This window comes from Streptomyces aquilus (assembly GCF_003955715.1).
GTDB lineage: Bacteria > Actinomycetota > Actinomycetes > Streptomycetales > Streptomycetaceae > Streptomyces > Streptomyces aquilus.
This window is the reverse complement of sequence record NZ_CP034463.1, coordinates 3,996,576-4,014,826: the sequence shown is the minus strand read 5'-3', so window position 1 is coordinate 4,014,826 and position 18,251 is coordinate 3,996,576. Positions and strand designations below refer to the sequence as shown.

26 protein-coding genes are annotated in these 18,251 nt (G+C 70.9%); 1 reads left to right on the top strand and 25 read right to left on the bottom strand.

Annotated features, from left to right (window positions below; genetic code table 11):
• Nucleotides 1-65 precede the first annotated feature (65 nt).
• The 22 genes from EJC51_RS18490 to EJC51_RS48725 form a co-directional block, all read right to left on the bottom strand.
• Complete coding sequence (locus EJC51_RS18490) at nucleotides 66-884, bottom strand: SPDY domain-containing protein (RefSeq protein ID WP_126272093.1); 819 nt, start codon at nucleotides 882-884, stop codon at nucleotides 66-68.
• Entirely contained in the window at nucleotides 881-1,228 is a 348-nt protein-coding gene (locus EJC51_RS18485) for a hypothetical protein (protein ID WP_126272092.1), read from the bottom strand. Before EJC51_RS18485 ends, EJC51_RS18490 begins: the two co-directional genes overlap by 4 nt.
• A 32-nt stretch (nucleotides 1,229-1,260) precedes the next feature.
• Nucleotides 1,261-1,629: a hypothetical protein gene (locus EJC51_RS18480; RefSeq protein WP_126272091.1), complete on the bottom strand. Its 369-nt coding sequence runs from the start codon at nucleotides 1,627-1,629 to the stop codon at nucleotides 1,261-1,263.
• Nucleotides 1,630-1,729: 100 nt separating this feature from the next.
• Nucleotides 1,730-2,551, bottom strand: coding sequence for an SPDY domain-containing protein (locus tag EJC51_RS18475; RefSeq protein WP_126272090.1), 822 nt, complete (start codon nucleotides 2,549-2,551; stop codon nucleotides 1,730-1,732).
• The gene (locus EJC51_RS18470) at nucleotides 2,548-3,354 is read right to left on the bottom strand and encodes an SPDY domain-containing protein (RefSeq protein WP_126272089.1); all 807 of its coding nucleotides are present in this window, start codon (nucleotides 3,352-3,354) and stop codon (nucleotides 2,548-2,550) included. Before EJC51_RS18470 ends, EJC51_RS18475 begins: the two co-directional genes overlap by 4 nt.
• The gene (locus tag EJC51_RS18465; RefSeq protein WP_126272088.1) at nucleotides 3,351-3,740 is read right to left on the bottom strand and encodes a hypothetical protein; all 390 of its coding nucleotides are present in this window, start codon (nucleotides 3,738-3,740) and stop codon (nucleotides 3,351-3,353) included. Before EJC51_RS18465 ends, EJC51_RS18470 begins: the two co-directional genes overlap by 4 nt.
• Nucleotides 3,741-3,769: 29 nt before the next feature.
• Nucleotides 3,770-3,898, bottom strand: coding sequence for a hypothetical protein (locus tag EJC51_RS49175; RefSeq protein ID WP_279631352.1), 129 nt, complete (start codon nucleotides 3,896-3,898; stop codon nucleotides 3,770-3,772).
• 155 nt (nucleotides 3,899-4,053) lie between these two features.
• The gene (locus EJC51_RS48735) at nucleotides 4,054-4,245 is read right to left on the bottom strand and encodes a hypothetical protein (RefSeq protein ID WP_244362719.1); all 192 of its coding nucleotides are present in this window, start codon (nucleotides 4,243-4,245) and stop codon (nucleotides 4,054-4,056) included.
• Nucleotides 4,246-4,270: 25 nt separating this feature from the next.
• A complete protein-coding gene (locus EJC51_RS48730) occupies nucleotides 4,271-4,408 on the bottom strand; it encodes a hypothetical protein (RefSeq protein WP_244362717.1) in 138 nt (45 codons plus the stop codon).
• A complete protein-coding gene (locus EJC51_RS18455) occupies nucleotides 4,405-4,800 on the bottom strand; it encodes a hypothetical protein (RefSeq protein ID WP_126272087.1) in 396 nt (131 codons plus the stop codon). The genes EJC51_RS48730 and EJC51_RS18455 overlap by 4 nt, the downstream gene beginning before the upstream one ends.
• Nucleotides 4,801-4,827: 27 nt before the next feature.
• On the bottom strand, nucleotides 4,828-5,583 hold the full coding sequence (locus EJC51_RS18450; protein WP_126272086.1) for a hypothetical protein: 756 nt from the start codon (nucleotides 5,581-5,583) through the stop codon (nucleotides 4,828-4,830).
• A 26-nt stretch (nucleotides 5,584-5,609) separates the two neighbouring features.
• Nucleotides 5,610-6,314, bottom strand: coding sequence for a hypothetical protein (locus EJC51_RS18445; protein ID WP_126272085.1), 705 nt, complete (start codon nucleotides 6,312-6,314; stop codon nucleotides 5,610-5,612).
• Nucleotides 6,315-6,335: 21 nt separating this feature from the next.
• Nucleotides 6,336-7,244: a hypothetical protein gene (locus tag EJC51_RS18440; protein WP_126272084.1), complete on the bottom strand. Its 909-nt coding sequence runs from the start codon at nucleotides 7,242-7,244 to the stop codon at nucleotides 6,336-6,338.
• Nucleotides 7,241-8,014, bottom strand: coding sequence for a tetratricopeptide repeat protein (locus EJC51_RS18435; RefSeq protein ID WP_166682879.1), 774 nt, complete (start codon nucleotides 8,012-8,014; stop codon nucleotides 7,241-7,243). Before EJC51_RS18435 ends, EJC51_RS18440 begins: the two co-directional genes overlap by 4 nt.
• Nucleotides 8,011-8,427 (bottom strand): hypothetical protein, encoded by a 417-nt coding sequence (locus EJC51_RS18430; protein WP_126272083.1) that lies wholly within the window; start codon nucleotides 8,425-8,427, stop codon nucleotides 8,011-8,013. Before EJC51_RS18430 ends, EJC51_RS18435 begins: the two co-directional genes overlap by 4 nt.
• Nucleotides 8,428-8,533: 106 nt before the next feature.
• A complete protein-coding gene (locus EJC51_RS18425) occupies nucleotides 8,534-8,983 on the bottom strand; it encodes a hypothetical protein (protein WP_126277027.1) in 450 nt (149 codons plus the stop codon).
• 82 nt (nucleotides 8,984-9,065) lie between these two features.
• On the bottom strand, nucleotides 9,066-10,865 hold the full coding sequence (locus EJC51_RS18420; protein WP_126272082.1) for a hypothetical protein: 1,800 nt from the start codon (nucleotides 10,863-10,865) through the stop codon (nucleotides 9,066-9,068).
• A complete protein-coding gene (locus EJC51_RS18415; RefSeq protein ID WP_166683018.1) occupies nucleotides 10,862-12,004 on the bottom strand; it encodes an AAA family ATPase in 1,143 nt (380 codons plus the stop codon). The genes EJC51_RS18420 and EJC51_RS18415 overlap by 4 nt, the downstream gene beginning before the upstream one ends.
• Before the next feature lie 204 nt (nucleotides 12,005-12,208).
• Nucleotides 12,209-12,430, bottom strand: a complete 222-nt coding sequence (locus EJC51_RS18410; RefSeq protein WP_126272080.1) for a hypothetical protein — start codon at nucleotides 12,428-12,430, stop codon at nucleotides 12,209-12,211.
• A 1,414-nt stretch (nucleotides 12,431-13,844) separates the two neighbouring features.
• A complete protein-coding gene (locus EJC51_RS18405) occupies nucleotides 13,845-14,192 on the bottom strand; it encodes a hypothetical protein (protein ID WP_126272079.1) in 348 nt (115 codons plus the stop codon).
• Nucleotides 14,189-14,590: a hypothetical protein gene (locus tag EJC51_RS18400; protein WP_126272078.1), complete on the bottom strand. Its 402-nt coding sequence runs from the start codon at nucleotides 14,588-14,590 to the stop codon at nucleotides 14,189-14,191. The genes EJC51_RS18405 and EJC51_RS18400 overlap by 4 nt, the downstream gene beginning before the upstream one ends.
• 372 nt (nucleotides 14,591-14,962) lie before the next feature.
• Nucleotides 14,963-15,298 (bottom strand): hypothetical protein, encoded by a 336-nt coding sequence (locus EJC51_RS48725; protein WP_244362713.1) that lies wholly within the window; start codon nucleotides 15,296-15,298, stop codon nucleotides 14,963-14,965.
• Nucleotides 15,299-15,340: 42 nt separating this feature from the next.
• Between EJC51_RS48725 and EJC51_RS48720 the strand changes: the two genes are divergently transcribed.
• Nucleotides 15,341-15,529, top strand: a complete 189-nt coding sequence (locus EJC51_RS48720; protein ID WP_244362711.1) for a hypothetical protein — start codon at nucleotides 15,341-15,343, stop codon at nucleotides 15,527-15,529.
• Nucleotides 15,530-15,857: 328 nt separating this feature from the next.
• Here the strand turns inward: EJC51_RS48720 and EJC51_RS18390 are convergent, their stop codons facing one another.
• The 3 genes from EJC51_RS18390 to EJC51_RS18380 form a co-directional block, all read right to left on the bottom strand.
• Nucleotides 15,858-16,664 (bottom strand): SPDY domain-containing protein, encoded by an 807-nt coding sequence (locus EJC51_RS18390; RefSeq protein WP_126272077.1) that lies wholly within the window; start codon nucleotides 16,662-16,664, stop codon nucleotides 15,858-15,860.
• Nucleotides 16,665-16,707: 43 nt separating this feature from the next.
• A complete protein-coding gene (locus tag EJC51_RS18385; protein ID WP_166682878.1) occupies nucleotides 16,708-17,448 on the bottom strand; it encodes a glycosyltransferase family 2 protein in 741 nt (246 codons plus the stop codon).
• Between the two features lie 79 nt (nucleotides 17,449-17,527).
• The gene (locus EJC51_RS18380) at nucleotides 17,528-18,244 is read right to left on the bottom strand and encodes a hypothetical protein (RefSeq protein ID WP_244362707.1); all 717 of its coding nucleotides are present in this window, start codon (nucleotides 18,242-18,244) and stop codon (nucleotides 17,528-17,530) included.
• Nucleotides 18,245-18,251: the final 7 nt, after the last annotated feature.

Below are 18,251 nucleotides of genomic sequence, written 5' to 3'. Positions count from 1 at the left end.
GGGCCTTTGGGCGGGCAGTTGTGATGGCGGGCGGGGTGCGGAGCGGCCGGAGCCGCTCCGCGCGGTCAGCGGTTGCGGGCCGCGGCCGTGGCCGCCTCGGCGGCGGGGCCTGCCGGCGGCCGGGTGGTGGGTGCGGCGCTTCGGCGGGCCTGGCGGGCGGCGGACCGGCTGGCCTTCAGCCGAGCTTCGTGGGCGGCGGCGAGCTGTTCGCCCTGGGCGCCGCGTTCCACCTGCGTGACGAGGTGGGAGTGCGGGATGTCGTAGTGGCCGCGGGAGACGGGAGCGGGGTCGACGAGGGCGGTGGCGAATCCGGCGAGCAGGTGGCGTGGGGTGCGGTCGTCGAAGTACGCGTGCCATAGCCGGTGGTGGCCGCCGAGGCCGGTGGGTAGCGCGACTTCGGCCTTCCAGCTGAAGTGGTCGCTGGTCAGCGTCGCCGACCGCTCCATGGTGGTGATGCCGTCCGGATGGTGGGCGCGCTCGTTGCCCCGTTCGTCGCACTCGTACGTCCAGCCCGCTGCCTGCAGCGTCGGCCAGATATCCGGCTCGGCCCCGGGCGGGGAGCATAGGAGCGCGTCGGTGAATCCGGCGATGATTTCCACGGGTGTGTTGCCGCCGAAGGACGCGTACCAGCGCTGCGACGAGATCCGCCACCAGGAGCCGTACGCGTCCGGGGTCGGCTCCAGGACGAGCGTGTGCTGGTAGTCGGGGCTGCCCAGTACAACGTGGGGGAAGTCGGGGTCGCCGAAGTTCTTCCACTCGCCGGCCCGCAGGGCCTGGGTGACGTGGCGCGGGTCACCGGCTCCGGCGAGGTGGCGGGGCGTGGTGTCGAACCAGATGCGCGACCAGGGATCGTCGGCTGCGCTGGCTATATAGGGACGTGTCACGGCGCCGAGGGGCCGGCGGGCTCAGACGCGTAGCCGTTCAGGCGCTGTACGTCCCAGTGCAGGACGTGCAGGTCGGTGGCCTCCTGGGCGGCTTCCCGAAGCCCGGCGACGATCAGACGGATCTCGTCGCTGTCCGCCTTCGCCTCCTGGGCGATGAGGCGTGCGGCGTTGCGAAGGATGTCGCCGAGCAGGATGGGGACGCCGGTGTCCTCGTCGAGGAGGATGGCGAGCAGCGGCAGCACGTCGGCTGCGGACGGATTGGTGTGCAGGTAGTTCTGGACCTGGGCCAGTGTGGCGGTCGTCTGCGCGACGTCGTCGGCGCTGGGGGCGGAGGGGATGGGCAATGTTCTCCTTGGATGGAAGTGACGGGCCGCGCTCACCATGGCCGGACTGGGCGCTGTCCCCTGGGTATGCGTGTGACGTCCGGGGAGAAGGTGCGGAACTGTTCGTCGAGTCCGTTGAAGCGATCTCTGTGGGTGGCCAGCTCGCTGTATGCGTCGCAGCAGAGGTCCTGCAGATCGTTGGCGTAGGGGTCTTGGAGAGCGAAGTCGGCACAGGTGGTTGCGATCACGTCGAAGATCTGGGCGATGAGGTGGAGTGCACCGTGACTCCGGTCGACGATCGGAGTGAGGATGTTGGCGAGATCCTCGGGGCGTTCGGCTCTGTCGAGCTGACGGCAGAGGCGCAGGAGTTCGGCGGTGAGGGGCTCAATGCCACCGGGCGTGAGGTCTTGGGACTGCGTCAAGGTGATGCACTTTCGATGGGGCGGCGGGCTGAGGCGAGACGGTCGGCGGCGGACGCGTGCTCCGGCTTGGGCGTACGGACGGGGCGTACAAGCTCCGGAGTCAGCGGTGTCTCTTGCGGCGACCTGGTCCGGGCGGTGGCGGCGCGGGCGAGGAGGTGCCGGTGCGCTGAACGGTTTCGAGGCGCCGCAGATGCTGCAGGCGGTGTTGTTCCGGTGTGACGGGGCTGCGGCGTGAGTCGAGGAAGCCGAAGGCGTGCCGCGGTTCCTGCCCCTCCCAGCGGAGCAGCGGGGCGGGATCGGTGAGCGCGTCGATGAACCCGGTGAGGGCTGCGGGCGGGGCGGCTTCGTCGATGGAGGCATTCCAGATCCACCGGTGCCGCTTCTCGGAGAGCGGTACGGAGACCTGAACTGCCCAGCGATGGATGGGTGTTTCAGCGAGCGAGGACTCGCGGGACAGGTAGGCGGTCTCGTCCGGGGACAGCGCGGCCCGCTCCCTGCCGGCCAGCCGCATGGTCCACCCGCGGCTGGCCGCGAGGCGCCACAGCTCTGCCTCTTCGGGTCGTGGCCCCGTGCCGTGCAGAACGTCGGTGAAGCCCGCGATGATCTCCACCGGGGTGTGGATGCCGAACTGGGCCGACCACGCGTGGCCCTGGGCCGGGCGGACGCGCCAGGAGGACATGAACTCGTCCTCTTCGGGTTCCAGCGTGAGGTGCAACCGTCGGTCGGGGCTCTCCAGCAGGACATGCGGATAGCCCGGGACCGAGTGGTTGCTCCAGCCGGACGCGAGCAGATGCTCGGTCACATGTCGGGGGTCGCCCCCGCCGGCCAGATGGCGCGGGGTTACCTCGTCCAGCCAGCGGACGGCGTTGACGTGGTGCAGGGTGGGGCCGTTGACCTTGGAGTAGAAGCGCTCGTGGCTCACCGCATCCGCCCGGCCTTGGCATACGGGCGGGCCCCGGGACCTTGAGGACGTGCCCGGTTGCTGGCGAAGGTGTTGCTGGCCCAGGTGGCGGCGCGGGCCGCGGTGATCCGGGCCTGCTGCCATGCGCCGAGTTGCGAGGGCAGCACGGACACCGAGGTCGTGCGGATTCTCTGCGAGGGCGGGACGTGGCCGAGGGGCCGCATCACCGGCTGCGGGTCGGCGAGCGCGGTGCTGAACGCCTGCACCAAATGCATCGGCGTGGTCGGCGTGAACGTCGCCTCCCATACCGTCCCGTGCTCGTTGCGGGCGCCGGCCCACCAGTGCGCCTGTCCGGGGGCGGACTGGTGGAAGCGGACGACGGCGTCGCCGTCCGGACTGCGGGCGGTGAAGTGCTGTCCGCGCTCGGTTTCCCAGCCCTGTGCCTCAAGCGGCGCCCACACGTTGGGGGCGTGGGCGGAGCGCGGCCGGGTCAGTGCGTCGGTCATTCCGGCCACGATCTCGACGGGGACCTGCCGGCCGAGAGTGGCGTGCCACGCCTCCTCCGTCCTGGTCTGCTTCCCGCTGATCGTCCAGCCGCCGGGCTGGGTGAACGGGTCGTAGCCGATGCGCACGGACTTGTCGGGGCTGTCGAACACGACGGGACCGCCGGTCTTGGACTTGTCCTTCCAGCCCGAGGCGCGCAGGTATTCGGTGACGAAGCGCAGGTCTCCGCCGCCGGCGAGGTGCCGGGGTTCGACGAGGTAGTGCTGCTGGGCCTGCTGAACGGTGGGGCCCCAGCCGGACCACTGCTTGTTCTTCTTCACCGGCGCCGCCGGATAACCATCGCCGATGCGACCGGCGCGGCGGTGGGCCCGCTGGAGCTGAGGGCGGGCGCGGCGACCTTCTTGATGGCGCCGGTGTGCTCAGTGAGGTCGACGCCCACGCTGTCGAGTTCGTTGGCGGCGCGGCCCAGCGCTAGCCAGACCTCGGGCGGCAGGATGCCGCGCTCGGAGTTGACCCTCGCGAAACGCGAGCCGGTGGAGACGAGTTCGGTGACTTCACCGAGGAGACCGGTGTCGTAGTCCAGGACGTTGGCGAGGATCTGGGCTGCCTCGCCCGGCGGCGCCAGTGCGAGGTGACGGCGGAGCTGGCCGATCTGGGCGGTGATGGCGTTGGCCAGCTGTATGGAGGGGAGAGTCGAGTCGGGCATGGGCCTCCTGAACAGGCCGTTCGGGCCTGCTAGTTGTGGTGACGGATGCGGTAGCTCTCCACGAGGAGGGCGGCGTCGCGGCGGCGGGCTTCGTCGAGGGCCGCCTCGGGGCGTCCGCCCGCCAACGGGATGTTGCGCCCCCAGCTGCCGACGCTCACGGCGCGCAGGTAGCGGCGGAACAGGGCGGTGACCAGGCGGGGCTTGCGGTCGGCGGTGATGGGCGGGGGTGTGCGGTCGGGCTTGTGAGTGACGGCGGGCTCCTGGCGAGGGTGGGGCCGGTCCCGGTAGACCGGGGCCGGCGAGGGGCGGTCGGTCAGCGCGTACGGCGTGCTTGCGCGGCGGGTGGTGTGGGTGGCGGTGCTGGTCGGTGTGCTGCCTGTTCGGCGAGTGCTGCGCGATAGGCAGTGCCGCCGAAGAGGCCCGCGTCGATGTCGAGCCGGTATCCGGCACGGGCCAGCAGCGGCGCGGCCTGGTCGGCCAGGGCCTTCATGGCGATCTCGTCCATCTCGTCCGGGATCTGATGCCAGACGTCACCCTCGGCCTGGTTGGCCGAGGGCGTCGAGCAGCGCCAGGAGGGGCTCACCGGTGCCGGCGCGGGTGTCGGCGTAGATCGTTCCGTCGCGGTGGTAGAAGGTGACGTCGACGTCGTAGTCATCGGCGAGGCTCACCGGCGGCGTGTCCCTGCCGGACGCCCCATGGCGGGCACGGCGAGTGGCGGGGCCGGGGCGCCGTGGTCGCGCACCGCCGTTGCGGCGTCGGTGTAGGCGGCGGCGTCCCAGACGTCATCGTCGATGCGGACCACATATCCGGCCTTGTGCAGCCAGGGCACCGCATGGGTGGCGAGCTGCTTCTTCGCGTCCTCGTCGAGGTGGGCGGGTGCTTCGTGCCAGACGGAGGCGGGCCCGGGAGTGGGCAGGGTCCGGCGCTCGAAGCCGAGCTGGTCGAGGAGGGCGAGCAGCTGCTCGGGCGCGCCGGTTGGGGTGTCGGCGTGCACGGCGTCGGTGAGGGGCTTGAGGTAGATCGTGACGTCGGTGCCTTCAACGTCGGCACGGGATCCCACGTGCGGTTTCTCCTGTGCGGGTCGGGGCTATCGCCGTCGTGCGGGCGGCGCGGACGAGGTGGCGGGCGGCGTGACGGGGGTAGTGTCCAGGGCGGGCCGCGTCTGGGGATGGCGCAGCACGGTGTCGATGCCCAGCGCGGACAGCCGTTCTCCGGTGGCTCGTACGGAGGCAGCCTGGCGGGCGGTGTCGTCGCCCGGCAGGACAAGGACGGCTCGCGCTGTGTCGAGGACGAAGCCGTGGTCAGTCAGTACCCGGGTGATGTCGGCGCGGTCGGGCTTGTCGACCACGAGTGCACCGTCCGACCAGGTCATGACCAGGAGTTCTGGAGCGGACGATTCCCGCGTGAGGTGCTCGGCGTTCTTGAACACCTGGTGGGCCGCGACGTAGTAGCGGGGAAGGAGGTCGAAGGTGATGTTCTCGGCCGCGCTGAACGGGTCGGCGTCGACTGCGATTCCGTCGGGCTCGCGTACGCCTCGGAATGCATCGGTCGGTACGTCGTCGGGGGCCAGTGCGGCGATGAGGTATCCCTCGGCGTTTCCGGGCTGTTCTGTGACGAACAGGCGTGTTCCGTCGTGCCGTTGCAGCACGGCGCAGTGGTCCACGGGGTGTTTGGCCAGTGCTTCGGCGACCTCGTTCATGTCCCAGACCGCGTCGGTGAGGACGTGGTGGGTGCTGAGGCCGCCACGGTCCCGGTGGTACGCGCTGGTCCAGGCGCCCGGCAGTTCGCCCGCGAGGACGGCAGCGAACGAGCCGAGGCTGGTGTCGGGGGTGGGGTCGTGCATGGGCTCCTCGGGAGGGAAGGGTGCGATCAGCGCCGCGTGTGTGCCGGTGCGGCAGGAGCGGCGACGGGAGTGGTGGTCAGGCGCGGCGGGGGCGGCGGGCAGGCGCAGACGGCGGAGGCTTCGCGTTCGTCCGGTCCGGCCTCGGCGGTGCACGCGCGGCGCTGGGGGTGGTCTTGGTGTCGGTCGGCGAGGTCGTTGCGCATGTGCGCGAGGTCGGACCACAGGACGGCGAGCCGGTGCTCGGCGAGGTACTGCAGCCGCTTCGCGGTGTGCGGATCCGGCGGTTGGCCGAGGTCTTGATAGAAGGCGGCGGTGGCCGCGAGCACCTCGCCGAGGGCGATGGGCACGCCGTCGTGGGAGGCCGTGAGTTCGGTCAGGGCGTCGGCGACCTCGTCGCTGGTGGTGGCGTCGCGGATCCGCTCGGCCAGGTGTGCGATGGAGGAGCCGAGCGGAAGGTAGTGCGGCTCGCGCATCTCGGTGTCGAAGGCGTTGTCGGTGTCGACGCCGTACTTCACGGCACGCAGCCGGGCGACGGCGCGGGTGGCGAGACGTTTCTCCTCGGCTTCGTCGAGGCCGACGGGCAGGCGGTGATAGGTCTCGTGGAGGCGGACGACGGGGACGAAGCCGCTGCGCTCAAGGATGCTGTGGGCTTCGGGGTCCCCGCCGCGGGCGAGGACTTCCCTGGAGTGCACATCGCGCCTCACGGTCAGGAAGCGATCGGCAAGGGGCAAGAAGGTGATCTTTCAGAGGGGTCAGCGGGCAAGCCGGGTGCCGGTCGGGCCGGTCGAGATGGCCGGTGAGGGCGGCCGGGTTGGCCATCCAGGGCCCGGCTGTGAGGGGGCCGACAGGGCGGCGGCCATGGACTCGAGGCTCTGCTGGATGCCGTACAGGCGGCGAGCGACCATCTCCAACTGGTGGGCGCTGTCCGGTCCGTAGGCATCCGGCAAGCCCTCAAGCCGGTGGGCTGCGTGCTCGATGAGTCCCCGCACGGTGGCCAGTGGCCTGGTGCGCTCGTCGGCGAGCTGCCGCAGCAGGGCGGCGAGTTGAGACACGGTCTCGGCGGAGCCGACCTGCTGGGTGCGCTCCGCGAACCGGGCCTGCTGGACGGCTTGCTGCGGATCGGGACCGGTCCGGGGCGAGATGAGGTCCAGCTCGGCTTCGATGCGCCGGCTCTCGGCGGCCAGAAGTGCGGGCAGCCGGTGCGGCTGTGTCGTCCAGGTGTCGTCGGGCCGGATGAGGTTGGCGATCAGATCGAGGCGGCCGGGCTGCGCCTGCACGGCGATCCAGCGGCAGCCGTGGTCGTCATCGGGGCGTTGGATGCCGGCGGTGCGGGCGATCCGGTGGGCGATCTCAGTCCACTCGGGGCGGGACAGTTCACGGTCGTCCGGGTGCAGCCGCACGTCCGTGTGCCAGATGGCGCGGCGGTCGCCGCGCGGACTGACCGGGACGGGGTGGCGCCAGTTGGGGTCGTCCAAGTGCTCGGCGAATTCAGAGGTCGTCCAGGTCTGCGCCTCGTCGAGAGGGGTGTACAGGTCCAGGTTCTGCCAGTGGGCGACCACCGTGTGGTCGGTCAGGCCCTCTTGGCCGCTGACCGGGCGACCGAGGGCTTCGGCAAGCGGTTCGACGGCGCTGAGGTCGCGCGGTCCAATACGGATGATCACGGGGTGGGTTCCGGGCGGTTGAGGATGAGGAGGGTCAGATCGTGCGCCGTGGTGATCAGGAGGCGTTCGCGCACCAGGTCGGCGTGGACCGCGAGTTCGCCGGGCGGCAGCAGCTCCAGGGCGTGGTCGATGGCGGTGAGGGCCTCGGGGTACTGGCCCAGACTCCGCCGGGCCGAGGCCATGCGGAACAGCGCGATCGGATCGTTCAGCCCGCCCTCGGGGAGCAGCCCCACCAGGGCCAGCAGCATGGGCGCCCGGCCGGGAAGGAAGGTGCCTAGCCACACACCGTGCAGCAGGACGTGCAGGGTCTTGGGGTGGCCGGGTGCGGCAACGAGAACCCGGTGCAGGACGGCGAGTCCGTCCGAGCGGGACTGCCCCAACCGGGAGAAGCCGTACAGGGCCTCGCTGTACGGGTCCTCGTTCAGCACGCTCACCGGCACCTTGTTCATGAGGTCCTCGATGACCCGGCAGCGGAAGTCGTAGCGCAGCGTGCTGAGGTAGAGGTGCCGGTACGTCCGCCAGATCACCGGGTCCGGGCTGGCGTCGGTGACGTGCTCGGGGGTGAGCACGACCAGCGCGCTGTTGCCGGCGGCGCGGGCCTGCCAGGCGACGTCGGCGCACACTTCGGCCGACTCCTGCCACGTCGCCTCCACATCGCGCAGAGCCTCGGCGAGCAGCGTCGGCCACTCGCTCCCGGTGATCGCCTCCATGGCCGCTGAAGCCGCACCCGTCAGGGCTGCGGCGCGCTCCGAGCCGAGTGCGTGCGTCACTGGCCGCCCCGGGCGTCGGCGACGTGCACCACCTGGTTGAGGTGGGTGACCGAGTACCAGCCGCAGTCGACGTCCCCGTCGGCGCCGGCCAGGCGCGGCACCAGGTAAGCGCGCAGCGCCTGCCGGTAGATGAGGCAGTCCGGGCAGCGGCTGGAGAGGTGCACGAGGTAGCGCGGGTGCGCGGTGATGTACGTGCGCTCGCCCCCGGCCGGGTCGTACACGCGCCAGCCGTCCTCGTCGGTCGGGGTGTGCCACGAGGGGGTGACGACCTTGTAGGCGTCGCCCCACAGTTCGCTGCCGGAGATGCCCTTGAGGATGACGACCTGGTCGCCGGGCCGGAAGTGGGCGTGGGTGATGTCCCGGTCGGGGGTGACGATGTCACGGGGGGCATGCGGATGGCGGGATGCGGGCACAGCGAAGTTCCTTCCACGAGGCGCGCGGGGAGGCGGTGGGAGGAACAAGGATCCGGACGATCCCCGGTTTCGGTAACCGGGGATCGTCGGGTATACGGCCCGCGTCCTACCGGAACGGGTTCTCCGTCCCGATGTCGTCCGAGGCAGCGGCGTCCAGGAGTTCGGGCAGGTCAGAGCCCTCAGCGTCCCTCTGATCGATCCACCATCCGGCGCGGGCGACGGTGCGGATCTTGTCTTCCAGGACGGCCCAGTCGGCCTCGTCCCAGGTGCCCTCGCTCACCAACGCGCTGTACGCGGCGGTGACGAGCTGGTGCCGGGAGCGCTCGCCCCAGGCGAGGGCCTTTGCGGGTCCTTCGAGCGGCGGTATGTCGAACTGCTCGGCCCACTCGCGGGCGGCCTGCTGCTCCTCGGCGCGCTTGGCGGCCAGCCACTCCTCCTTGCCGGCGCTGTCCTGGTCGCGGGCGGCCTTCCAGCAGTCGGTGCAGTCGCGGCCCTGCAGCCAGCGGGCGAATGAGGCGCGCCGGTCGGCGGGGCGGTTGGAAAGATCATGCGAGATTTCGTGTCCACAGCTGTGGACGATGTTCCACGTCGTACGGATTGCCACGTGGTTGTTCCTGCTTTCTGTCTTCTGTGTCGTCTCAGCGTGTTCTGCGGATGGCGTCTGTGGCCGCCGTGGCGATGGCGGCGGGAGCGCTGGAGGGCTGGGGCAGGTGCAGCAAGGTGGTCCCCGGCAGGTGGTGGGACTTCGGGGTGAGGGTGAGCTGGAGTACGGCGCAGCCGGCGGTCGTGAGCTGCTTGACGCGGGTGACGGCTTGAGCGGTTTCGTCGCTGCCGTACCGGGCGTCGGTGACGATCACGAGGAGGCGGCCGGCGCCGGGGCGGCTGAGTTCGAGGCCGTGGTCGAGTGCGTCGATGGCGTCGGCGAGGTTGTGGTGGCCGCCGTTGGCATCGAACGTCGTCACGCGCGCAGGTGCTCGGTGGGTGGGTCGGGTCAGTGCGGTCAGGTGCCTGTCATAGGCGATGGTGGCGGTAAGGGAGTCGGGGTCGGTCAGGGCTGCTGCGCGTGCCACGATCCAGGCAGCGGACGCGACGGGCGCGCAGGCGGCACGCATGGAGCCGGAGACGTCGACGGCGATACCCACACGCAGCGGTGGGGTGGGGGAGTTCCGGCGGCGGGTGTGGGTGAACGGTTCCGCGGTGGGGACCGATCCGGCCGCGCGTTGAGCGTCGCGGGCGAGGGCCGCGCGCATGTTGAGGCGGCCGGGCGGGGTGGGGCTGGTGGTCTTCTCCTCGGTCCGCTCGCGGTAGGCGGCGGCACGCAGGGCGCGGCTCAGGCGCGCGGCGGCACTCTGCTCGGCGGCGGTGGGCCTGCGGGTGCCGGTGACCGGGTTGCCGTAGGGCGCCGGTGTGCCGTCGGGGCTGACGGTGGTGCCACGGGCGTTGAAGACCGACTTGGCGGTGGCGGCGGCTTTGCGTCGCTGGCCGGCCCGCTGGGCGCGGTCCTGAGCCTGCGTCTTGGACTGCGCGGCCATGGCGTTGGTGGCTGCGGCCTGTGCCGCGAGGTCGGCGGCGTCGGTGGCTGCCGTGCTGTCCATGACGACTCCCACGGCGCCGGACAGCAGATCGGTGAGGTTCTCCGGCACGGGCAGGGCGGGGGTCGCGGTGTCCAGAGCGTCGCACCATTGTTGAGCCTGTACGAGCATGGTCGTGGCGTCGTGGTCGGCGCACTGGTGGGCTGCGGTCCAGATGCGGGTGAGTGTGGCCAGCAGGTCTGCGCCCAGCACCTTTTCGCACAGATCGGCGACGGCCCGGGTCTCGCCGGCGTCCAGGATGCCGACGTCACGGCGGCCGAGGACCAGGGCCGCCACGGCGGCGGCGTGCTCGATGCCCTGGAGGGTGGGGTGGGCGATGTCGGGCATGACCAGGGTTCGGGCACTGGTGCGCAGGTACGTGCGGTCCGTGGGCCGAGTGATCAGGTGTGCGCCTTCGACACGGCTCTCTTCCAGCAGGAGCGCGGCCTCGACGACACGGGGGTTCGCTCCGGCAGGCGCCGTCCAGACGGAGTGGGCCGCGTGCGCGGCCTCGTGGACGAACACTCCCCAGGCGGCGGGATACCGCTCCTCGTCGCCCACGATCCGCGGATGGATCTCGTGGGGCTTAAGCGGGGCGAACAGGCCGGCGTCGAACTCGACCTCGCCCAGAGTGGGGAAGAACGCGGCCGGTGCTCCGCTGCGCGTGCCGGGGCGGCAGGTGACGAGGAGGTCCTGGCGGCCGGAGAGGGCGACCAGCCGGTCGCCGAGTTCGGCTCCCACGCGCAGCCACGCGTCCGGGGAGGAACGGGGTTGCGCGGGCGGGGCGCCGTCGTCGTCCCATCGCGCGAGGTCGGCGTCGTTGTCCGGCGTGGTGGCGGGGCGCTGGATGTGGTGGTGGGCGCTCATCGCGAGCGGCCCCGGTGTGCGGAGCCGGTGCTGCCCGGGGGCCGCCGGGCAGCTGAGGCGGGGAGCTGCTTGCCGAGGGTGAGGGGCGCGATCTTCTTGACGCCGGCAGCCTTGATGACGGCGGCGGCGACGGCGTCGCGATCCTCCACAGGGGCGATGCCGACGAGGTTCGCGAGCGCGGCTTTGGTGCCGAGGACGGCCTCGGTCTTCTGGTAGCTGAGCAGCTCTCGCAGTTGGGGGGCCCAGCCCAGCTCGCCGAGTTCGACCTGGTGGGCGAGGTGTCGGGCGACCCGGACCACCCGGGCATCGATCCTCAAGGCCAGGGCGAGGTCATAGTCCGTGCCGATCTGGATTTGCACGCTGAACCGGCTCGCGAGCGCCTCCGTCAACACCGCGCCGTGGACGCCGGGATTGTGGCCCGCCACCACGTAGAAGCCCGGCTCGGCCTTGATGGTCTCGCCCTTGTGGGCCTTGACCTGGATCTGCCTGCGCCCGTCCATCGCGGGATACAGCGCTGCCAGGACCTTCGGTGAGATCAAGGTGGCATCGTCGATCAGCAGGGCGCGGCCCTCGGTCATCGCGGTGACCAGCGGCCCGTACTGGAAGACGTAGGTTCCCGCGTCGTCCTGTGTGTACTCGCCGATCAAGTCGCCGACCGTGGTGTCGCCGTCACCGGCGACGGTGAGCAGGTCCTCGAACGCCGCCTCGACCAGACTCGTCTTGCCGGTGCCCGGAGGGCCGTAGAGCAGTACCGGCACGTCGGCGTCGCGCAGGCGATTGAGTGCCTCGACGTCGGGCAGATCGGCCAGCTCCCGGGGGTGGTAGAGCTGGCCCCCCGCGCGGCGGATCGGGCCGGTCTGCCTGGGTGTGGTTGCGGCGGGAAGGGACGTGCGGGCCGTGGCCGCCTGGGCGCGGGGAGAGTGGGTGCCCGGTGGGCTGATCACAGCGGTCTGCGCGGCTGCGGCGGTTTTCGTGTTCGCGCGGAACTCCGGTTGTCCGGTTCCGCCTTGGTCGGCCTCGCCGCGTCGCACCAGGGTGAGGGCGGCGTTGCGGACGGCGCCGTGGGAGTGGCCCAGTTGCCTGGCCATGTCCCCGATGGTGAGCGTGTCCGCCGGCCGGTCGGCCAGCAGTCGGGCCACCTTGGCCCGTAGTTCGCCACCCTTGGTGCGCGCTGGACTGGGAGGCGTTCCGGGTGTGGTCAAACGAGGATCCTTCAACAGGTGCGGGTGCGGGTGCGGGTGCGGGCGGGGTTGGCGATGCACTGGAGAGCTGGCCGCTCTCGGAGCGGATCACGGACTGTGCCGACATCGGCGACAGGGCCAACCGGGGCGTACCGTCGGCGCTCACCGGCCGACCGGGGGCTCGGTGCAGGTGCACGGGGTGGCCGGCGACGAGCAGCTCGCTGGCTGCCGAGCAGGCCCGTGCGTCCGCTTCGTACCGGGTTCCGTCGCTCGGCAGGCGCAGCCTGGTGTCTCTTCGAAGCCGTCCTGGAGCAGGATCCGCCGGGCGGCGGCGTTGTAGCCGGTGGTGGTGATCTCGCCGGTGATGGTGTGCCGGATGGTCATGAATGGCTCTGCTGGTGTTTCGGGCAAGGCGGATCTCCTGTCGGTGGTGGCGGGAAGGCGGTGGGGTGTTGGGCGAAGGCGAGGGGGCCCGGAGCTTCCAGCACATCAGCGGTGCGTGGCTGGACCACGAACGATGGGCAGTGACTGCCGACATGCTCCAGGGCGGGCCTCACCGCCCTGCAGCTACCTGACTCGCCTTTCCGCACGTTCCGATAGCCGGGTGGGCCAACAACGGTCATAGAACTCTAGGTAGTTGAGGGAAACAGGGACGGTGCGCGGGGTCTGTCGGACGACGCAAGGCCCGGCACAGGTGGGATAGGGGCGGCGGCCAGACCTCCCCGAATGAACGGCACGAGAACGCATGGACTGTGACCTGCGCCACGTCGTGGACGGGGTGCAGAGACGAATGCGGGGGTGCCCGGATCGGTGATTGTCTCTTAAGGTTCACGGGGAAACCCAGGGTGACCTGCGGATCCGGTCTAAAGCTGGTATCTATTTCGCCGTTGGGGGCGGCGGGCGGCCCATTCACTAATTTACTCAATCGCCAGCGGTGCGGTTAGGGCACGCGTGTCCGGCGGCGAGTCCGTCAGCCCTCGGGATGGTAAGTTGATCCCTGGAAAAGCCCTTTTCCGGGCCTGAATCGGAAGGGGGTGATAGACGTGACCCTGGACAAGGAAGAGCCAGCCGAGAGGTCGAGGCTCCGACGCCGCGTGCGCCGGATTCGACGCTTGAGGGTTGTGCTCCTCTGGGCGCAACTCGGGCTGATCGCTGTGCGCTTCGCGCAAGTGTTCAAGTCCTGGCTGTTGTAACCAGGGTGTCCACGTAGGAGTCCGCGTGCGGCGGACCCCTACGTGGCATCCACGTCAACCCTGGCGGGGTCTGTACTGGTTGGAGGCCGGGCAGGCCCCGCCGTCATTGTGGATGACGCTTAAGACTCTACCACCGAAGTGATTTTGGTGGAGGTGAAATTCGGTTCGGCATTTCACGACGCGTCACCGAAATGGGCGGTGTGATTTGTGTGTGGGTGCTCCAGCATTTCACTTTGCGGGGCGCTAAATGCCGAGGGGTGGGCTGAGCTTTTCTTGCCTTGGTCACCCAAATGTGTGACGGGTTTTTTTGTGCCGGAACTTTCCCGGGTGGGGCTGCGTCGCTTACCGCGGCCAGAGCACGCTGTGGTGAGGGGGGCGTCCTGCGGATGTCCGCAGGTCCGGCCGGGGGCAGGGGTAGCTGGCCGGCCGGGGGTACCGGACCGGCCGTGAAGCTGCGTTCACCCATTCGGGTGGCGGTCATTCAATTCCGCCCAGGGCGCGAGGTTTCCGTCCCTGACCTGCTGCAAATGACCGCACCGGGCGCTGGTGGGGACATGTGACCACCGTGGCTTCTGCGCGGAAGCGCGAGCCACGACGCTGGGAGTTCAGCGCCTGGACCGTCTTGGGGCAGTGGACGGAGGAGGCTGGGCTGTCATGGCCTTCGTTCGGCGCATTGCTGACGGTGCGGACGCGGCGGGCGGGGTGGGGTGCAGGTCGGGGTCGAGGTCGATGCTGTAGCGGGCGGCGGTGAGCATCTCGGCCGCCCAGGTGGCGTGTTCGTTCTCCCAGGTGCGGCCCAGGTCGAACGGCAGCCGGATCCAGACGCCGCGCAAGGTGGGGTAGGTGTCGAATCCGGCGCGCTGGAGGACGCTCGCGGCGAAGCCGTCGACCGGGCCCTCGACGTCGACTTCGCCGCCCTGGCCGCGGGTGATGCGGATCGGCTCGTCGCTCATCGGCTCCGTACCTTCCCGGCTGCTTGGGCACGCCCGCCCACCGGTACGGCGCCGGGCTGGGGCAGAGACTCGGGGAGCGCGGTGGTCGGGGCGCCGCGTTGCTGCGGGGAGCGGGTGGCGGCTGCCTGCGCGATGCGGTCGCGGCGCTCCATCAGCCCGTTGCGCACGGTCGGCCGGGGCGGGGAGGCGCTGCGGCCGGGGTCGAGGCTGTAGTCGGCGTGGACTTCGTAGCCGTGGCGTCGAAGGTCGTGAACGGCCTGGCGCGTGCGGCGGATCCCGTCCTGTTCGGGGTTGGTGAGCCGGTACAGGCCCGGGGTGTCGGGTACGGGCTCGAACTGCTCGCGTACGAGGAACCAGTTGGCGAGTTGTGCGGGGATGTTGGCGGTGGCGGCGGCCACGAATCTGTGGTCGGGGTGGGCGCCGAACCGGAAGTGGTCGGACAGAGAGGATTCCTTTCTGGAGCGGTCAGCGGTGCGCTGCCGCGGCGCGGGGCGCAGGCGGCGGAACGGTGCGGGCGGTGAGCAGCCGTGGGCTGGGCGTGGACAGAGCCGCCAGGTCCGCCCGGTACGGCTGCGCGGACCTGGCGCTCGAACGCCTCGCTGTCGGCGAGCCAGGTCTCGATGGCCGGCAGGACGGCGAGGCCCATCTGCCCGCGGACCTGGCTCCACTCTTGGGCCGGCAGCGTCCGGGTACCGAGTGCAACTCGTGCCGCAGGCCGTTCCACTCATCCCAGGTGTCCTGGCTGTGGGCGAGTGCCTCGCGCAGTCGGGTCAGTGCTGCACCGTCGTCGGGTCGGCGGTGGCAGCGGGGCGGCAGCGCGAGAGGAGGAGTGGCGCGTGTTCGAGGATGTGACGGAACTCCAGCCAGGCGTGGTCGGCGAAGTCCCGTTCCATTCCGGCGATCAGGCGGGAGTCGCCGAGTGGCACTGCGTTGCTGTACCGGCCGGAGTCCTTGATTGTCTTCAGGGTCTGGTGTTCCCCCCGGATACGTTCCAGCGCCGACAGGACGGTGTTCAGGTCCCGGTGGTGCAGGGCGCGACGGTAGGCGGGCAGGAACGTGTGGGTCACGGCGTGCGCGGCGAAGCCCGGGTCGGCGGGCAGCACCATGCTGCGCGGCGTGGCGGGATCGTCGCGGACGTCTTCCTTCTCGTGATCGGTGAGCGCGCCGAGAAGGTAGCCGCCGCGGTGGCCGGGCCGCTCGACCAGGAGCAGTTCGGTACCCGTGCCGTTCTTCAGTACGGACGCGAACGGGATGCGGTGGTCTTCGAGGGCCTGGTGGATCGCGCCGGCTTCCCAGAGCCCGTACCAGAGATCGTCCTGCCCAGCGGGTGGGCGTAGATCTCCAGCTCGGGCTCCAGGTGCCGGGCAGCCGGGCGGCGATCTCGATGCCGACGTCGCCGAGGTAGGGCCGAGAGCTGGTGATGAGGGTGGCGCCGTGTTCGTGGGCGCGGTGCACTAGGGCGCTCGCGGTGTGCCGGGCGGCCTCCGCGTCGGCGAGCGAGGCGGTGTACGCGCCGTTGGACAGGCGGCTGAATCCGGCAGCTTCGAGGGCCTGGTTGGCCTGGTCGTAATTTTCACCGGAGGCGATGGCGACGAGGCCGAGGGGGTGGGCATCAAGGTCCTGGTGGGTCGAGCCCGCAGGCGACGTCGTCCAGGCGGACGGGGCTCAGCGGGTCTTCGGGGCGCGCTTGGGCTCGGGGCTGCGCGCCGGGCCGGCGGGTGACGGCCGCGCCGCGGGAGGCCGAGCCGACGGAACGTGCGTGATGGTCACCAGGGGCACGACGGCCTTGGGGAACGGGAACGCCGTGGAGCGCAGGATGGGCCGGGGATCGAGGGTCTTGGCGACGACGGCATGCATGAGGAAGTCGGGCGCCTTCTGCGTGAACGAGATGTCCCACAGGTGACCGAGGTCGTCCGGGGAGGCAGCCACGTGCCAGGCGATGGATGCGTCGCCGTGGATGGGCGGCGCCACCGAGTCCGGCGGTCGGCCGATCACGGCTGCCTGCCCGTCGCGGGAGATGAACCCGGAGAGTCCGGAAGCCTCGAAGTGGTTCCAGGCGTCGATCTCGACCAGCAGCTCGAACTGGCCGGGCTCGGCGCCGATTCCGTAGACGACGTGATCCGGGTCGGCTTCCAGTTCGGCTGCCAGGGTGCCGAGGAGCGTGGAGACGAACTCGACCGGCACGGCGCCGCTGACGCTCGTGCGCCATCGCTCGGACGCGTCCTCGTCGCTACGGGCCGAGACCACCAGGTGGGGGCCTCGGCCCACGGCCGTCTGGTCGTGCCGGATGGTGACGCGCCGGCAGGGACTGGTCACGGTCAGGGCCGAGTTGTCCGTCTGCGCACTCCACCCTGTCTCTTCGGCGAAGACGTCCAGGAAGTCGTGGTGGGTGGTGGGCAGGCTGGCGGCCAGGTAGCGGGGAGAGATGAGGACCTTCTGCGGGGCGTGGTCCTGAGCGGGGGTGTCGGGCATAGGTGCCTTTGGTGGGTAGGAGTGGGGCGGGGCAAGGGCCGTCTCAACTACGCGCGGCGGAAGCGGCTTCGCGTAACGGCGAGGACGCGGCGCGCAGGCTGACACCAAACCGGTGGGCGAAGACCCGCGCCCTCGCCTCCAGTTGGTCGTATGAGTCCTGCGCTGTCATCTGCCCGGCGTGCTTGCGGTACCGGTAGACCGGCACGGGCAGCACGATGCCCGGGGCGAGGCAGGTGACCGCGAGGGTGCAGTAGTCCTCGCCCTGGACGAGTCCGCCCATGGGAGCCGCACGTACCAGGTCGGTGCGGGCGAGGATGGTGGTCGGGCCGAGCGGGATGGTGTCAGCGGGGTCCTTCCAGTACCGCCACACGTCCCCGGCCTCGTGCCGGCCCGGCGGAGTCGGGGGCCGCCATAGGGTCGTGGCCCCGTCAGGGTGGAGGTCCTGGCTGTATCCGGCGCACCAGCCCACCCCGGTTTCCTCCAGAGTGTGCAGCCGCAGCGCCATGGCCCAGTCAGTGAACTCGTCATCGTCATCGGCCCAGTTCAGGTACTCGGTGCGAACTTCGGTGAGCGCGAAGTTCCGGGCGCAGGCCGCACCGACCGGGCGCGGCAGGGCGAGGATGCGCACGCGCGGGTCGGCGGCGAGGGCGCCGGGCAGCCGGGCGGGGTCGGCTCCGTCGAGGGCGACGACGGCCTCCCACGGCACGCTCTGGCGGCACAGGCTGGCGTGCATGGCCGCAAGGAATGCGAGGCGATCCGGGCGGAGCTGGGTGGCGATGACCACGGTGATCTTCGGGCGGGAGTGCGGGGACAGCGGGTTCTCCGGGCGGAGTGGCGGTCGGGGACGGTGCGGGGAGCCCGTGCTAGCGGCGGGCGATCTTTCGGGGCGCTGGCGCCGGCGCGGACGCGGTCGTGGACAGGCGCGGGGCGGTGCGCGGCGCAACGGTCGGAGCCGGCGTGTCCGGGTGCCACGCGCTCGGATTCGTCGTGACTCGGCTGCGCGGGTCGGTGTCCCACGCGACGACGGGACCGCGGTCGTACGCATGCAGGGCGATCACCTCGATGCCGTGCGGGTGCAGGACGTACGCCCACTCCAGCTCGCCGGTGCCGTCCTGCGTGATCAGCTCACGCTCTGCCGGGCTGCCGTCCGCATTGATCACGTTGGTCATCTGACGGCTGGGGTATTCATCGCCCCCGGTCAGGGAGCGGCGCAGGGCGGTGGGTGCGCCGTCGAGGAGGTCGGTGCCCAGTTCGTCCCAGCCGTGTTCCACGTCGTCGATCAAGTGGCGGGCCATGGCCTCCAGGTCGCCGGCGAACCGGTGCTGGTAGGCGGCCAGGAGCAGCGGGAGCTTGTTGTCGGGGTAGCCGTCGAAGTGGACGTACATGCCAGCGTAGCCGTCGGCGGTGGGGCGGGCGATGACAGAGCGGGTGGACAGGTCGGTCTCCTGAAATGGGGTGGTCAGTGCGCCCGAGGACGCGTCGGCGCTGCCGCGATGGGCGACGGCGTGGGGCCGGGCGCCGCCGTGCGCGCGGTGGCCTTCGGCGGGACGCTGGCCGGGATCGGCCGGTCGGGCGCCCACAGGCTGG

What these genes read in the sequence shown, in the direction of transcription:
- EJC51_RS18465 (WP_126272088.1), bottom strand. Translation starts at nt 3,740, where the DNA reads ATGCCCGACTCGACTCTCCCCTCCATACAGCTGGCCAACGCCATCACC.
- EJC51_RS48735 (WP_244362719.1), bottom strand. Translation starts at nt 4,245, where the DNA reads ATGGACGAGATCGCCATGAAGGCCCTGGCCGACCAGGCCGCGCCGCTG.
- EJC51_RS18450 (WP_126272086.1), bottom strand. Translation starts at nt 5,583, where the DNA reads ATGCACGACCCCACCCCCGACACCAGCCTCGGCTCGTTCGCTGCCGTC.
- EJC51_RS18420 (WP_126272082.1), bottom strand. Translation starts at nt 10,865, where the DNA reads ATGAGCGCCCACCACCACATCCAGCGCCCCGCCACCACGCCGGACAAC.
- EJC51_RS18410 (WP_126272080.1), bottom strand. Translation starts at nt 12,430, where the DNA reads ATGACCATCCGGCACACCATCACCGGCGAGATCACCACCACCGGCTAC.
- EJC51_RS18405 (WP_126272079.1), bottom strand. Translation starts at nt 14,192, where the DNA reads ATGAGCGACGAGCCGATCCGCATCACCCGCGGCCAGGGCGGCGAAGTC.
- EJC51_RS48725 (WP_244362713.1), bottom strand. Translation starts at nt 15,298, where the DNA reads ATGGTGCTGCCCGCCGACCCGGGCTTCGCCGCGCACGCCGTGACCCAC.
- EJC51_RS18390 (WP_126272077.1), bottom strand. Translation starts at nt 16,664, where the DNA reads ATGCCCGACACCCCCGCTCAGGACCACGCCCCGCAGAAGGTCCTCATC.